General features: G+C 68.0%; 15 protein-coding genes. 11 read left to right on the top strand and 4 right to left on the bottom strand.

Annotated elements, in window-relative coordinates; translation table 11 throughout:
• Nucleotides 1–51 precede the first annotated feature (51 nt).
• Together mutL and miaA are read left to right on the top strand one after the other, a co-directional pair.
• Complete coding sequence (gene mutL, locus APZ15_RS07415) at nucleotides 52–2,052, top strand: DNA mismatch repair endonuclease MutL (protein ID WP_027788302.1); 2,001 nt, start codon at nucleotides 52–54, stop codon at nucleotides 2,050–2,052.
• Nucleotides 2,049–3,023 carry a tRNA (adenosine(37)-N6)-dimethylallyltransferase MiaA gene (miaA, locus tag APZ15_RS07410; protein ID WP_027788303.1) on the top strand — a complete coding sequence of 325 codons (975 nt, stop codon included), beginning with the start codon at nucleotides 2,049–2,051 and terminating at the stop codon, nucleotides 3,021–3,023. Before mutL ends, miaA begins: the two co-directional genes overlap by 4 nt.
• 3 nt (nucleotides 3,024–3,026) lie before the next feature.
• Here the strand turns inward: miaA and tetR are convergent, their stop codons facing one another.
• Nucleotides 3,027–3,659: a tetracycline resistance transcriptional repressor TetR gene (gene tetR / locus APZ15_RS07405; protein ID WP_027788304.1), complete on the bottom strand. Its 633-nt coding sequence runs from the start codon at nucleotides 3,657–3,659 to the stop codon at nucleotides 3,027–3,029.
• A 63-nt stretch (nucleotides 3,660–3,722) separates the two neighbouring features.
• Here tetR and tet point away from each other — a divergent pair, with 63 nt between their 5' ends.
• On the top strand, nucleotides 3,723–4,916 hold the full coding sequence (tet, locus tag APZ15_RS07400; RefSeq protein ID WP_027788305.1) for a Tet(A)/Tet(B)/Tet(C) family tetracycline efflux MFS transporter: 1,194 nt from the start codon (nucleotides 3,723–3,725) through the stop codon (nucleotides 4,914–4,916).
• A 34-nt stretch (nucleotides 4,917–4,950) separates the two neighbouring features.
• Here the strand turns inward: tet and APZ15_RS07395 are convergent, their stop codons facing one another.
• Together APZ15_RS07395 and purM are read right to left on the bottom strand one after the other, a co-directional pair.
• Nucleotides 4,951–5,346 carry a YybH family protein gene (locus APZ15_RS07395; protein WP_027788306.1) on the bottom strand — a complete coding sequence of 132 codons (396 nt, stop codon included), beginning with the start codon at nucleotides 5,344–5,346 and terminating at the stop codon, nucleotides 4,951–4,953.
• A gap of 112 nt (nucleotides 5,347–5,458) precedes the next feature.
• Nucleotides 5,459–6,514, bottom strand: a complete 1,056-nt coding sequence (gene purM, locus APZ15_RS07390; RefSeq protein ID WP_006484927.1) for a phosphoribosylformylglycinamidine cyclo-ligase — start codon at nucleotides 6,512–6,514, stop codon at nucleotides 5,459–5,461.
• A 250-nt stretch (nucleotides 6,515–6,764) separates the two neighbouring features.
• Between purM and hda the strand changes: the two genes are divergently transcribed.
• The 8 genes from hda (at nucleotide 6,765) to APZ15_RS40775 (ending at nucleotide 12,866) form a co-directional block, all read left to right on the top strand.
• The gene (hda, locus tag APZ15_RS07385) at nucleotides 6,765–7,499 is read left to right on the top strand and encodes a DnaA regulatory inactivator Hda (protein ID WP_006484992.1); all 735 of its coding nucleotides are present in this window, start codon (nucleotides 6,765–6,767) and stop codon (nucleotides 7,497–7,499) included.
• An 11-nt stretch (nucleotides 7,500–7,510) separates the two neighbouring features.
• The gene (locus APZ15_RS07380; protein WP_027788307.1) at nucleotides 7,511–8,188 is read left to right on the top strand and encodes a histidinol-phosphatase; all 678 of its coding nucleotides are present in this window, start codon (nucleotides 7,511–7,513) and stop codon (nucleotides 8,186–8,188) included.
• A 5-nt stretch (nucleotides 8,189–8,193) separates the two neighbouring features.
• Nucleotides 8,194–9,729, top strand: coding sequence for a polynucleotide adenylyltransferase PcnB (gene pcnB, locus APZ15_RS07375; RefSeq protein ID WP_027788308.1), 1,536 nt, complete (start codon nucleotides 8,194–8,196; stop codon nucleotides 9,727–9,729).
• 35 nt (nucleotides 9,730–9,764) lie between these two features.
• A complete protein-coding gene (gene folK / locus APZ15_RS07370) occupies nucleotides 9,765–10,307 on the top strand; it encodes a 2-amino-4-hydroxy-6-hydroxymethyldihydropteridine diphosphokinase (RefSeq protein WP_027788309.1) in 543 nt (180 codons plus the stop codon).
• Nucleotides 10,304–10,990: a deoxynucleoside kinase gene (locus tag APZ15_RS07365; protein ID WP_027788310.1), complete on the top strand. Its 687-nt coding sequence runs from the start codon at nucleotides 10,304–10,306 to the stop codon at nucleotides 10,988–10,990. Before folK ends, APZ15_RS07365 begins: the two co-directional genes overlap by 4 nt.
• Nucleotides 10,991–11,035: 45 nt before the next feature.
• Complete coding sequence (gene panB, locus APZ15_RS07360) at nucleotides 11,036–11,851, top strand: 3-methyl-2-oxobutanoate hydroxymethyltransferase (RefSeq protein ID WP_027788311.1); 816 nt, start codon at nucleotides 11,036–11,038, stop codon at nucleotides 11,849–11,851.
• Nucleotides 11,852–12,039: 188 nt separating this feature from the next.
• Complete coding sequence (locus tag APZ15_RS38915) at nucleotides 12,040–12,420, top strand: BPSL0067 family protein (RefSeq protein ID WP_080981970.1); 381 nt, start codon at nucleotides 12,040–12,042, stop codon at nucleotides 12,418–12,420.
• Nucleotides 12,417–12,866: an STY0301 family protein gene (locus APZ15_RS40775; RefSeq protein WP_060078892.1), complete on the top strand. Its 450-nt coding sequence runs from the start codon at nucleotides 12,417–12,419 to the stop codon at nucleotides 12,864–12,866. Before APZ15_RS38915 ends, APZ15_RS40775 begins: the two co-directional genes overlap by 4 nt.
• A 19-nt stretch (nucleotides 12,867–12,885) precedes the next feature.
• Here the strand turns inward: APZ15_RS40775 and APZ15_RS07345 are convergent, their stop codons facing one another.
• The gene (locus tag APZ15_RS07345) at nucleotides 12,886–14,808 is read right to left on the bottom strand and encodes a chorismate-binding protein (protein WP_027788313.1); all 1,923 of its coding nucleotides are present in this window, start codon (nucleotides 14,806–14,808) and stop codon (nucleotides 12,886–12,888) included.
• Between the last annotated feature and the right edge of the window lie 11 nt (nucleotides 14,809–14,819).

Below are 14,819 nucleotides of genomic sequence, written 5' to 3'. Positions count from 1 at the left end.
GTAACGCTCCGGCGCCCCGGCACGCATCCGCCGCCTCGCTATAATTCGGCCATGTCCGAAATCACCGAAATGGCCGCGGGCGACACGCCCGCCCCTGCTCCGCGCCCGCTGCGCGCGATCCAGCCCCTGCCCGACCAGCTGATCAGCCAGATCGCCGCCGGCGAGGTCGTCGAACGTCCGGCGTCGGTCGTCAAGGAGCTGCTGGAGAACGCGATGGACGCCGGCGCCACGACGCTGCGCATCGTGCTGGAAGAAGGCGGCGTCAAGCGCATCTCGATCACCGACGACGGCTGCGGGATTCCGCCCGACGAGCTGGCGCTCGCGCTGATGCGCCATGCGACCAGCAAGATCCGCTCGCTCGAGGAGCTCGAGGCGGTCGCCACGCTGGGTTTCCGCGGCGAAGCGCTCGCGTCGATCGCGTCGGTGGCCGAGATGTCGATCACGAGCCGGACGGCCGATGCCGCGCATGCGATGAAGATCGACGCGCAGACGGGCGTGCTGTCGCCCGCCGCCGGTGCGACCGGCACGACGATCGAGGTGCGCGAGCTGTACTTCAACACGCCCGCGCGGCGCAAGTTCCTGAAGAGCGAGCAGACCGAGTTCGGCCACTGCCTGGAAATGATCCGCCGCGCGGCGCTCGCGCGGCCGGACGTCGCGATCTCGGTGCTGCACAACGGCAAGGCCGTCGAGCACTGGAATGCGACCGAGCCCGCGCAGCGCGTCGCGAAGATCCTCGGCGACGGCTTCGCGACCGCGCACCTGCCGCTCGACGAGCAGGCCGGCCCGCTCGCCGTCTACGGCTGCGCCGGGCTGCCGACCGCAAGCCGCGGGCGCGCCGACCAGCAATATTTTTTCGTGAACGGCCGCTTCGTGCGCGACAAGCTGCTGACGCACGCGGTGCGCGCGGCCTATGAGGACGTGCTGCACGGCGACCGCTACCCGTCGTACGTGCTGTTTCTCGACCTGCCGCCGGAAGCCGTCGACGTGAACGTGCATCCGTCGAAGATCGAGGTACGCTTCCGCGATTCGCGCTCGATCCACCAGTACGTGTTCCATGCGGTCCAGCGCGCGCTCGCGCGCCATGCGGGCGCGTCGCCGGAAACCACGGCGGGCGGCCATGCCGCGCATATCGAACCGGCACCGCGCGGGCCGTCGTCGTTCCTGGACACGCCGCTCGGGCAGAGCCAGGGCCACGCGACCGGCGGCATCGGTGGCACGGGCGGCAGCGGCTTCTCGTCGCCGTCGTCCTCGTCGGCAGGCAACACCTGGATGCGCCAGGCACGGATGACGCAGGGCACGCTGCCCGTCGCGCAGCCGCTCGCGCTCTACGACGCGATGTTCGGCCGCAAGGATAGCGGCGCCGGCACACCGGACGGCACGACCACCATCGCGCGCGATTCGGCCGACACGCCGCTCGCACCGCTGCCCGGCTTCACCGTATCGCCGATCGCCGCCACCGCGCACGACGAGCAGCCGCTCGGCTTCGCGCTCGGCCAGATCCACGGCATTTACGTGCTCGCGCAGAACGCGCACGGGCTCGTGATCGTCGACATGCACGCGGCACACGAGCGGATCCTGTACGAACAGTTCAAGAACGCGCTCGCCGACCGCTCGGTCGCCGTGCAGGCGCTGCTGCTGCCGATCTCGATGACGGCCACGCCGGTCGAGATCGGCACGGTCGAGGAAGAGCGCGACACGCTCGAATCGCTCGGTTTCGACCTGGCGGTGCTGTCGCCGACGACGCTCGCGATCCGCGCGGTGCCGGCGCTGCTGAAGGATGCCGACCTGCAGTCGCTCGCGCGCGCGGTGCTCGCCGACCTGCACGCGTTCGGCGGCTCGCGCGTGCTAACCGAGCGCCAGCACGAGCTGCTCGGCACGCTCGCCTGCCACCACGCGGTGCGCGCGAACCGGCGCCTGACGCTCGACGAGATGAACGCGCTGCTGCGGCAGATGGAGGCGACCGAACGCGCGGACCAGTGCAATCACGGCCGGCCGACGTGGTATCAGCTCACGCTGAACGATCTCGACCGCCTGTTCATGCGCGGACAATGAGCGCTTCACCGCAGACCTCTCCGACGACGATCGCCTGCCTGCTCGGCCCCACCGCATCGGGCAAGACGGCCGCGGCGCTGGCGCTCGCCGCGCGCCGCCCGATCGAGATCGTCAGCGTCGATTCGGCGCTCGTCTACCGCGACATGGACATCGGCACCGCGAAGCCTTCGCGCGAAGAGCGCGCGAGCGTGCCGCACCACCTGATCGACATCATCGATCCGGCCGACGCGTATTCGGCCGCGAGTTTCCGCGCCGACACGCTGCGCCTGATCGGCGAGATCGCCGCGCGCGGCCGCACGCCGCTGCTCGCGGGCGGCACGATGCTCTACTACAAGGCACTGACGCAGGGGCTCAACGACCTGCCCGGCGCCGATCCGGACGTGCGCGCGACCCTCGATGCGGAAGCCGCACGCGATGGCTGGCCCGCCCTGCACGCGCGACTCGCGCAGGTCGATCCCGACACGGCCGCGCGGCTCGCGCCGAACGATTCGCAACGGATCCAGCGGGCGCTCGAAGTGTTCATGCTGAGCGGGCAGCCGATGTCGGTACTGCTCGCCGCCCCGCGACGCAGCGACGATGCGGCCGCCGCTTACCGCTTCGTGCCGGTCGCGCTCGAGCCGTCCGATCGCGCGGTACTGCACGCACGGATCGCACAGCGCTTCGATGCGATGCTCGACGCGGGCTTCATCGACGAAGTCGAGCGGCTGCGCCGTCGCGAGGATCTCCATCCCGACCTGCCGTCGATGCGCTGCGTCGGCTACCGGCAGGCATGGGAATTCCTCGACGGCGACACCGACTACCGGACGATGCGCGACAAGGGCATCTTCGCGACGCGCCAGCTCTGCAAGCGCCAGATCACCTGGCTGCGCGCGATGCCGGAGCGGATCGTCGTCGACTGCATCGCGCCGGACGCCACGGCCCGCGCGCTCGACGCGCTCGAACGCGTGCTCGACGGCGGCACGCCGGCCTGACCGTCAGCCGCGCGCGCGTGCTGCCAGGCGCGCGCGGGCGCCGTCGACGATCAGCGCGACGCCGCGCTCGAACGCTTCGTCTCCGCCGCGTGCACGCAGCGCGGCCCAGCCCTTGGCGAGCAACGGATACTCGGCCGCGTCCGGCAGCGGCGCATCGGCCTCGCCTTCGGGTTCCGCCTGTTCCTCCAGCACCCATCCAACCACGAAGCGGCCCAGCGCATACATCACGTCGACCGCCTCGTCCGGCGCGAAACCCGCTTCGCCGAGCAGCGCGACCTTGCGTTCGATCGAGCTGAAATGCAGCGCCCGCGGCCGGGTACCGGCATGCAGGCGCGCGCCGTCGCGATAGGCCAGCAGCGCGCGCCGGAAACTGCGCGCGTTGTCGAGAAGCCACGCATCCCACGCCTCGCCCGGCCGCGGCAGCGACGCATCGTGCCGCTCGAGCATGATCGCCTCGGCCATCGCGTCGAGCAGTTCGGCCTTGTTCCGGAAATGCCAGTAAAGCGTCGGCGACTGCACGCCGAGCCGCTCGGCGAGCCGCCGCGTCGACAGCCCATCGATGCCGACTTCATCGAGCAGGTCGAGCGCCGCGCGCAGTACCGTGTCGCGCGTCAGCCGCGCCCCTGTGTCCTTCATCTCTATCACCGATAGGGAAAGTTGTGGAATAATCGCCACTCTATCACCGATAGAGTCACACCCTTGAATCCGTCCCTGATTGCCATTCTGGCCACGGTCCTGCTCGACGCGATCGGCGTCGGGATCGTGATGCCGATCCTCCCCGGGCTCCTGCGCTCGCTCGCCGATGCGGGCAGCACCGACACCCACTACGGGATCCTGCTCGCGCTGTACGCGTTCGCGCAGTTCCTGTGCGCACCGCTGCTCGGCGCGCTGAGCGACCGCGTCGGCCGCCGGCCCGTACTGCTCGTGTCGCTCGCGGGCGCCGCGCTCGACTACCTGCTGATGGCGCTCGCGCCGACGCTCGCCTGGCTCTACGTCGGGCGGCTGATCGCGGGCATCACCGGCGCGAACGTCGCGGTCGCGACTGCATACGTCACCGACGTCACGGCCGAACCCGACCGCGCACGACGCTTCGGCCAGCTCGGCGCGATGATGGGCATCGGCTTCATCGCGGGCCCGTTGATCGGCGGCCTGCTCGGCGCGCTGCATGTGCGCGCGCCGTTCGTCGCGGCCGCCGTGCTCAACGCGCTCAACCTCGTGTTCGTCTGGCGCGCGCTGCCGGAATCGCGGCCGCGTTCGGCCCGCGAAGGCCAAACGGCCGGCGCGCTCAACCCGTTCGCCAGCCTGCGCCGGCTGACCGGCTCACCGGCGCTCGTGCCGCTGATCGGCATTTACGTGATCGTGGCGCTGGTGTCGCAGGCGCCCGCCACGCTGTGGATCCTGTACGGCCAGGAACATTTCGGGTGGTCGACACCGATCGCGGGGCTGTCGCTGGCGGGCTACGGCGCGTGTCACGCGCTCGCGCAGGCTTTCGCGATCGGGCCGCTGATCGCGCGGCTCGGCGAGCGCCGCGCGCTCGCACTGGGCCTCGCGGGCGACGCGTTCGGGCTCGTGGCGATTGCGTTCGCGACCGCCGCGTGGGTGCCGTTCGCGCTGCTGCCGCTGTTCGCGGCGGGCGGCATGACGCTGCCGGCGCTGCAGGCGATGCTCGCGCGGCAGGTCGACGATGCGCGCCAGGGTGAACTGCAAGGCGCGCTCGCGAGCGTGGCGAGCCTGATCGGTGTCGCGGGGCCGCTGGTCGTCACCGCAACCTATGCGGCGACACGCGCGACCTGGCCGGGGCTCGTCTGGGCCGCGGCCGCGCTACTTTATCTGCTCGTCCCGCCGTTGCTGGCCGGTGCCCGGCCAGCGGGTGCGGCGCGGCCGTCCGCCTGAGCGCCGGCCGGCACCGTCGCGCCCGCCGCCGTGCTCAATGCGCGAGCGTCACGAGATTGGCATCGCGGACGAGCTGCCAGCGGCCGTCGGCCTTGCGGAAGATCGTCAGCGTATGGCCCGAACGGCGGATCGTCTCGCCGCCCGGCGGAGTCGCCTCGATCTCGATGAAATTGCGCATGTACGCCCAGTCGCCCAGCACGCGCAGTTCGTCGATCCGGTAACGGCCGTCGATCGTCGGCGCGGGCCCGCCCCCGGCGTTCGCGTCACGCGATGCGGCCGCAAACGCCGCCTTGTCGAACGGCGGCCTGCCGGCCACCATGAAGATCGCGTCGTCGGCGATCAGGTCGAGCACGGTCGCCAGGTCGCCGCGGCGGCTCGATACGAACCAGTTGTCCACGAGCTCACGGATCGCGCGTTCGTCTTCGGTCATCGTCGCTCCTCCTTCATCGGCGCGCGCCCGTACGCCGCGCGGCGCCCGAAAAAAAAAGCCGCCCGGATCGACTCCGGGCGGCTTTCCTTGCTGCATCTGCTGCGGCCGTGCGTCAGACCACGACGGTCTGCGCCTCGCCTTCGCGGGTCGCACGCACGGTGCCGATCTTCCACACCTGTTCGCCGGCGGCGGTCAGGTCGGCGATCGCTGCGTCGGCATCGGCCGCCGAAACGATCACGGCCATGCCGATCCCGCAGTTGAACACGCGGTGCATTTCCGCGTCGGCGACGCCGCCGTGCTCCTGCAGCCACTTGAACAGCGGCGGCAGCGGCCACGCGTTCTGGTCGAGCTCGGCGGTGAGGCCTTCGCGCAGCACGCGCGGAATGTTCTCGACGAGGCCGCCGCCGGTGATGTGCGCCATGCCCTTCACCGACAGCTTCTGCATCAGCGCGAGCAGCGGCTTCACGTAGATGCGCGTGGGTGCCATCAGCGCGTCGGCGAGCGAGCGGCCGTGGAAATCGGCCGACAGGTCGGGGTTCGCGCGCTCGATGATCTTGCGCACGAGCGAGAAACCGTTCGAGTGGATGCCGCTCGATGCGAGGCCCAGCACCACGTCGCCCTCGGCGATCGTGCTGCCGTCGATGATCTTGCTCTTCTCGACCGCGCCGACCGCGAAGCCGGCCAGGTCGTATTCGCCGTCCGGGTACATGCCCGGCATTTCGGCCGTTTCACCGCCGATCAGCGCGCAGCCGGACAGTTCGCAACCCTGCGCGATGCCCTTGACGACCGTTGCCGCGGTATCGACGTCGAGCTTGCCGCACGCGAAGTAGTCGAGGAAGAACAGCGGCTCGGCGCCCTGCACGAGGATGTCGTTCACGCTCATCGCGACGAGATCCTGGCCGACGGTGTCGTGTTTGTTCAGATGAAAGGCCAGCTTGAGCTTGGTGCCCACGCCGTCGGTGCCCGACACGAGCACGGGCTCCTTGTACTTCTTCGGTACTTCGAACAGCGCGCCGAACCCGCCGATGCCGCCGAGCACGCCGTCGCGCAGGGTTTTCTTCGCAAAAGGCTTGATCTTGTCGATGAGCGCGTCGCCCGCGTCGATGTCGACGCCTGCGTCGCGATAGGACAGACCTTGGGCGTCGGGAGCGGATTTCGGAGGATTCATGGGGGAATGCGAGAAGGTCGGTAAAATGCGATTTTACCCGAAGCCGGCCCGTTGGCCGGAATTCCCAGCACCGAATCGTCAGGGATTGCATCTTGGTCAACACGTCCCCGTTTTCATCGCCGAGCGAACCGCGCCGAAACCGGCGTGGCGCCGTGCGTGCGGGCGCGCGTGAAGCCCGCGAAGGCGCAGTTCCCGGCGCGTGCCCGGCGTACGGCACGCGTATTTTCAACCGACCCGCATTGTGACTGTTGTGTCCCGTCAACTGACGCTCGATCTCGGCACGCCGCCGCCCGCCACGTTCGACAACTTCATCATGAACGAGGAGAACGACGAGCTCATCTCGCGCCTGCAGAAGCTCGACCTCGCGCTCGCGGCGGGCCCCGTGCCGGACCGGTCGTTCTATATCTGGGGCGAGCCCGGATGCGGCCGCACCCATCTGCTGCAGGCGCTCGTGAGCGACGCCTCGTACGGCTATGCGCGTTATCTCACACCGCAAAGCCCGCTCGGCGCGTTCACGTTCGACCCGCGCATCGGCATCTACGCGATCGACGACTGCGACCGGATGAGCGACACGCAGCAGGTCGCGCTGTTCAACCTGTTCAACGAAGTGCGCGCGCACCCGTCGAGCGCGTTCGTCGCGGCGGGCCCCGCGGCGCCGCTCGCGCTCGACGTGCGCGAGGATCTCCGCACGCGCCTCGGCTGGGGGCTCGTGTTCCACCTGTCGCCGCCGTCCGATGCCGGCAAGATCGCCGTGCTCAAGCTCGCGGCGAAGGAACGCGGGATCGCGCTCACCGACGACATCGCCGCCTACCTGCTGACCCATTTCCGCCGCGACATGCCGAGCCTGATGGCGCTGCTCGACGCGCTCGACCGCTTCTCGCTCGAGCAGAAACGCGCCGTCACGCTGCCGTTGCTGCGCCGCATGCTGGCGCGTCCCGGCGACGACATCACCCCACCGGGCACGGGCCCGAACCGCTTCGAGTAAAATGCGCTTCCATGACTAATCTGGCACTCTTTGACCTCGATCACACGCTGATCCCGACCGATAGCGACCACGAATGGGGCCGCTTCATGGTGAAGCTCGGCATCGTCGACGCGGAAAGCTTCTCGCGTCAGAACGACCAGTTCTTCGCCGACTACAAGGCCGGCAAGCTCGACATCCACGCGTACCTCACGGCGATGCTCACGCCGCTCGCGAAGTATTCGCGTGCGCGGCTCGCGCAATGGCACGAGCAGTACATGCACGAGGTGATCCGGCCCGCAATGACGCCCGCCGCGCTCGAACTCGTGCGCAAGCACCTCGATGCGGGCGACCTGTGCTGCGTCGTGACGGCGACCAACGAATTCATCACGCGCCCGATCGCCACCGCGTTCGGCGTCGACACGCTGATCGCCTGCGAGGTCGAGACGACCGACGGGCATCCCGATTCGCCGTACACGGGCCGGCCGACCGGCACGCCGAGCTATCGCGAAGGCAAGATCGTGCGGACCGAAGCGTGGCTCGCGTCGCTCGGCAAGCAATGGAGCGACTTCACGCACACCTACTTCTACAGCGACTCGCACAACGACATCCCGTTGCTCGAGAAAGTCACCGACCCGATCGCGACCAACCCTGACGACACGCTGCGCGCGCATGCAAGCAACCGCGGCTGGCGCATCCTCGATCTCTTCTGAACGTCGTGATCAAAAAATTCATTCGCAAACTGCTCGGCCAGGACGAAACCGAGCAAACCTCTCCCGCAGCGGCTCCGGCCGACGAAGCGGCCCCTGCTACCCCGCGTGCCCCGAAAGGCGCCCGCGGCGGCACGAAAAAGCCGCGCAGCAACCATGAGCCGACCGTCGTGCCGGCCAGCGTGCACGGCATCAACCCGGCGCTGATCTCGAAGAATGCCGTGCGCGTGACCGACACGCTGCAGCAGGCGGGCTTCCGCGCCTTCATCGTCGGCGGTGCGGTACGCGACCTGCTGCTCGGCATCGCGCCGAAGGACTTCGACGTCGCGACCGATGCAACGCCCACCGAAGTTCAGCGCCTGTTCCGCCGCGCGCGCCTGATCGGCCGCCGCTTCCAGATCGTCCACGTGCAGTTCGGCCAGGAGCTGATCGAGGTGTCGACGTTCCGCGCGCTGGTCGATGCGCCGCCCGAGGCGGCCGCTGCCGAGCCGCCGAAGCGCCTGAAGCGCGACGAACTCGATCGCCGCACCCATGCAGTCGACGCGAGCGGCCGCGTGCTGCGCGACAACGTGTGGGGCGAGCAGCACGAAGACGCCGCACGTCGCGACTTCACGATCAACGCGATGTACTACGACCCGTCGACGCAGACGGTGCTCGACTACCACGACGGGATGGCCGACGTGCGCGCCCGCCTGTTGCGGATGATCGGCGATCCGGCCACGCGCTTCCGCGAGGATCCGGTGCGGATGCTGCGCGTCGTGCGCTTCGCGGCGAAGCTCGGTTTCGAGATCGAGCCGCACACGCGCGAGCCGATCAACGCGCTCGCCGACCTGATCAACAACGTGCCGGCGGCGCGCCTGTTCGACGAAATGCTGAAGCTGCTGCTGTCGGGCCACGCGCTCGCGTGCCTGAAGCAGCTGCGCAAGGAGGGTCTGCATCACGGGCTGCTGCCGCTGCTCGACGTCGTGCTCGAACAGCCGCAGGGCGAAAAGTTCATCACGCTCGCGCTGAACAACACCGACGCGCGCGTGCGCGCCGGCAAGACGGTATCGCCGGGCTTCCTGTTCGCGACGCTGCTGTGGCACGACATGCGCCAGCGCTTCGAGCAATACACGGCCGAAGGCGAAATCCCGGTGCCGGCGCTCCATCGCGCGATGGACGACGTGCTCGACATGCAGACCGAGAAACTCGCGATCCACAAGCGCTACTCGGCCGACATGCGCGAGATCTGGGGCCTGCAGCTGCGCCTCGAGAAACGCTCGGGCCGCAGCGCGATGAGGCTGCTGGAACACCAAAGGTTTAGAGCGGGGTATGATTTCCTCCTGTTACGCTGCGAATCCGGCGAGCTCGATGCGGAAGTCGGACAGTGGTGGACGGATTTCATCGAAGGCGACGCGGCCGCTCGCGAGGCATTGCTCACGCAGGGCGGCTCGAAGGAAAAATCGCCCCGCAAGCGGCGCCGCCGCGGCGGTGCGCGAAACCGCAAGCCGGGTGAAGGTGCCGCCGAGCAGGCACCGGACACCTCGGGCGGTTCCGACGACTGACGCGCACGACGGCGAACGACGTAGGAAGTGATGCCATGACGGTTGCATATATCGGACTGGGGGCGAATCTCGGCGATGCGCGCCAGACCCTGAAGGACGCGGTGGTGTGCCTCGCGCAGCAGCGCACCATCTCGATCCTCGGCAAATCGAGCCTGTATCGCACGGCGCCCTTCGAAGCGGGCGGCGACGACTACTACAACTGCGTCGTCAAGCTCGACACGACGCTGTCGGCGCGCGAGCTGCTCGCGCTCTGCCAGAAGATCGAACATCACTTCGGCCGCGAGCGCCCGTATCGCAACGCGCCGCGCACGCTCGACCTCGACATCCTGCTGTTCGGCGCCGACTCGATCGACGAACCCGACCTGATCGTCCCGCACCCGCGCCTCACCGATCGCGCGTTCGCGCTCGTGCCGCTCGTGGAGATCGAGCCCGCACTCGACATTCCCGCGCGCGGCCGTGCCGATACCTTCCTCGCCGCCGTCGCGGATCAGCGTGTCGAGAAGGTGCAGACCTGCCAGTGCCCGATGCAGAAGGCGCTCGCCGCCAGCGCAGACGCCGACAAGAACCGCTGCCGATGACCCCGACACCCCTCACCGTCACTGCGCCCGACCTGCGCGCCCCGCACCGCTATCTCGTGATCGAAGGCCCGATCGGCGTCGGCAAGACGACGCTCGCGCGCCTGCTCGCCGAACGCTGGTCGATGCAGACGCTGCTCGAGCGCCCGCAGGACAACCCGTTCCTCGAACGCTTCTATCGCGATACCGCGCGCTACGCGCTGCCCGTGCAGCTGTCGTTCGCGCTGCAGCGTGCGCAGCAGGCCCGCGAGCTGATCGGTGCGCTCGAAACGGGCCGCCCGGTCATCGCCGATTTCATGCCGCAGAAAAACGACATCTTCGCGCGGCTGAACCTGCCGGAAGACGAGTGGCAGCTCTACCGTTCGGTCGCCACGCACGTGGACGTGCCGCAGGCGCCGTCGCCCGACCTCGTCGTCTACCTGCAGGCGAGCCCCGAAGTGCTGTTCTCGCGCATCCAGAAGCGCGGGCTGCCGATGGAGCTGCAGATCAGCGACGCGTACCTGCGCTCGCTCGTCGACGCGTACAACGAATTCTTCTACCACTACGACCGCACGCCGGTGCTGACGGTCGCCGCGGAACACCTGAACCCGCAGGATTCCCCCGAAGATCTCGCCCTGCTGGTCGAGCGCATCGAGACGATGCGCGGCCGCAAGGAATTCTTCGTCAAGGGCGAGACGACGCGCTGACGCGTCCTCGCCTGTCGTTCCTTACCCATCCGAACCGGATTTCCCATGACCTATCTCCAGGAATCGAGCCGGCCTGCCGTCACGGTGCCCAAGCTGCAGGCAATGCGCGTCGCCGGCGAGAAGATCGCGATGCTCACCTGCTACGACGCGAGCTTTGCCGCCCTGCTCGACCGTTCGGGCGTCGACGTGCTGCTGATCGGCGATTCGCTCGGCAACGTGCTGCAGGGCCAAACGACCACGCTGCCCGTCTCGCTCGACGACATCGCGTATCACACCGCCTGTGTCGCCCGCGCGCAGCCGCGCGCGCTGGTCGTCGCCGATCTGCCGTTCGGCACGTACGGTACGCCGGCCGAGGCGTTCGCGAGTGCCGTCAAGCTGATGCGTGCCGGCGCGCAGATGGTCAAGCTCGAAGGCGGCGAATGGCTCGCCGAGACGATCCGCTTCCTCGTCGAGCGCGCGGTGCCCGTATGCGCGCACGTGGGCCTCACGCCACAATCGGTGCACGCGTTCGGCGGCTTCAAGGTGCAAGGCAAGACCGAAGCCGGTGCTGCCCAGTTGCTGCGCGACGCGCGCGCGATCGAGGATGCGGGCGCGCAGCTCGTCGTGCTCGAAGCCGTGCCGACGCTCGTCGCCTCCGAAGTCACGCACATGCTCAAGATTCCGACGATCGGCATCGGCGCGGGCGTCGACTGCTCGGGTCAGGTGCTCGTGCTGCACGACATGCTCGGCGTGTTCCCCGGCAAGCGGCCGCGCTTCGTGAAGGATTTCATGCAGGGTCAGCCGAACATTCAGGCGGCCGTCGAAGCGTACGTGCACGCGGTGAAGGATGGTTCGTTCCCTGGGGCGGAACATTCGTTCTGATCGGGAGGGCAGCGCCGCGGGCGCGCTGTCGGCGATCGCCGACGCACACTCGCTGACGTGGCCGGCAATGCGGTACGCTGTTTCTCATACTGCATTGTCGGACAACGTGTACTTTCTAACTCGTCCTATTTCCGCTCTTCTTCGTCGCTGCGACCATCAAGCCTTCGTCAATCGAAGGCGTGTGAAAGATGGCTCATGTGTATGAAAAGGCAGCTGACCTCGTCGGGCAAAAGCTGGCAGGCGACGGAGAATGCGTCGCACTGGTCAAAATTTATACGTCCGTCGGCCCCACCGCCATCTGGCGACCGGAAAGGAAGGCAGCGGGCGACCGGAGTATCCGCGTCGGGACCGTCATTGCAACTTTCGAGAACGATCGCTACCCAAGCCGATCGCATGGCAATCATGCTGCGTTCTATCTGAGCCAGGATGTACGCGGTATCTACGTCGTTGAACAATGGCGCTCACTCAAGGCAATTCAGAGACGATGCATTCCGTTCAAAGGCAAGGACAAAAATGGCCGTTACATCGATCCGAGCAATAACGCCGATGCATTTTCGGTCGTGAAATGACGATGCGCATCCGCCAAGCACCGTATCGGCAGCTCGCCATCGCCATGCTCGCATACGGTCCGCTCATCACGTTACCTGCGTCCGCTGCGACAACAGATTGCCCCGCACGCGTCGCCGTTACTCAGCAGCTCGACGGTCAACCACCCGACGGCTGGAAAAACTTCGACACGCAAAGCACATATCCGCTTGCCAGCGTCACCTTCTGGTCGGGGCCACCGGACCGGATGACTTCGTTGCTGCCGAACCGCTCGCGCTCCGAGTCCCAGAGCGACATTTATGTCTGGTCGCTCGCCGAAAACCGTGAAGACTACTGGGTCTCATGTGACTACGGCAATACGAGCGTCGTGATCGCACGGCCGCTCGGCAAACAGGCACAGACTTGCGTCGCGCGTTACAGGCACGGGCACGCCATCGTGCAAAGCTGGCAATGTACGCCGCGGAAATAATCCGCGTTCAGGTCGGTGTTCAGCCGTGAATCAGCCGCGCCACCATCGGCCCGCGCAACGCGTTGCAGATCATCAACTCATCCGCGTTCAGCACATCGTCGAGCGTCAGCGCACGCTCTTTTGCGCCTAGTGCCGGATCGTCGAGCAGTACACCACGCATCACGCCCGGCAGCACGCCGGACGCCAGCGGCGGCGTTCCCCACTGGCCGTCAAGCTTCACGAACACATTCGAGCGCCCGCCTTCCGTCACCTCGCCGCGCTCGTTGACGAACAGCATGTCGAAGCACCCGAGCGCCTCCGCCGCCTGCCACGCGCGATCGTATTCGGCGCGGCGCGTCGTCTTGTGCAGCAGCAGCGCATCGCTCGCACGGGTCGATGCGAAGCCGTGCGCGGACGCCAGCAACACGCCGACCGGCCCCGCCGGCAGCGGCTTGAGCAGTGCCGCGACGATCTCGACCGTGCCGTCCTTCGCGAGCGCGAGCTTCATCCGGTAGGTGACGTCGCCGTCGAGCGCCGCGCAGCGCGCGTCGATCTCGCGGCGTAGCGCCTCGGGGTCGAAGCGGAAGCCGAATGCATCCGCGCTACGCTGCAGCCGCGCGAGATGACGATCGAGGTGCCGGATGCCGTCCGCACGCGTGGCGGCGGTCGTTTCGAACAGCTGGAAGCCGGGATCGGCATCCGTCAGGAATCGTGCTTTCAATTCGCACTCCGCATATTCGTCGGCCGCGACACTGTCGAGCACGATGCCCGCGCCGACCCCCATCGTGCCACGGCGCCGGCCGGCGGTTGGCGTTGCCGGATTGCGTGCTTCGGCACCGGTCGCACCTTCACCGGTAGCATCGAGCGTCAGCGTCCGGATCGCGACCGACAGGCAAAAATCGCCACAACCGGCCAGGCGCTCACCCGGCGCGTCGGAATCGGCGCCTTGCTTCGCGGCGTCAAGCCAGCCGATCGCGCCCGTATAGAGGCCGCGCGGCGTCGACTCGATCGCATCGATCAACTGCATCGTCTTGTACTTCGGTGCGCCCGTGATCGATCCGCACGGAAACAGCGCACGCAGCATCTGCGCGAACGTCGTCCCTTCGCGCCAGCCGGCCTCGACCGTCGACGTCATCTGCCACACCGACGCATACGGCTCGACGGAGAACAGCGCCGGCACGCGAACCGTCCCGGTGCGCGCGATCCGCGATACGTCGTTGCGCAGCAGGTCGACGATCATCACGTTTTCCGCGCGGTTCTTCGGATCGTTCGCGAGGAACGCGGCCGCCGCCGCATCGTCGCGAGGGTCGGCCGAACGGGGTGCGGTGCCCTTCATCGGCCGCGCGCGCAGCACGTCGCCGTGCTTCTCGACGAACAGCTCGGGCGAACACGACACGACCCACGCACCGTCGGGCAACGCGACCAGCGCGCCGTAGCGCACCGGCTGGCGCGCACGCAGCCGCCGGTACAGCGCGAGCGGCGTGCCGAACACGTCGAAGTTCAGCCGGTACGTGTAGTTGACCTGATACGAATCGCCCGCGCGCAGCGCGTCGTGCACCGCGGCGATCGCCGCATCGAACGCATCGCGCGACACGCTCTTCGCGACATGCGCGACACCCGCGATCGACGGCGCGTCGCTGCCGCCGTCCTGCTGCGCGAGCCACGCGTCGACTTCGTCGCGCGACAGGCGTTCGCAGCGCGCATACAGCAAAAAGCGCAGCGGGGCATGGCCCGGCTGCGCCCGTTGCAGGTTGCGTCCGAATTCGTAATCGCCGACGACGACCGCATGCAGCCCGTCGCGCAGGTCCTGCGCCACCGCCGCATCGACTGCGTCGAGCCGCGCCGGATCCGTGCACACGCGTTCGCGCACGAATCCCGAATACAAACGACTCGACCGCGCGGACGCGGTCGAGTCACAATCGTCCAAGAGCGCGAACGACGCGCTCTCGTTGCCTTCAGTCATGCTGTTACTCG

Origin of the sequence: Burkholderia cepacia ATCC 25416, from assembly GCF_001411495.1 — a bacterium.
Lineage (GTDB): Bacteria > Pseudomonadota > Gammaproteobacteria > Burkholderiales > Burkholderiaceae > Burkholderia > Burkholderia cepacia.
The sequence above is the reverse complement of the archived record's forward strand: the minus strand, read 5'-3'. Positions and strand labels throughout refer to the sequence as shown.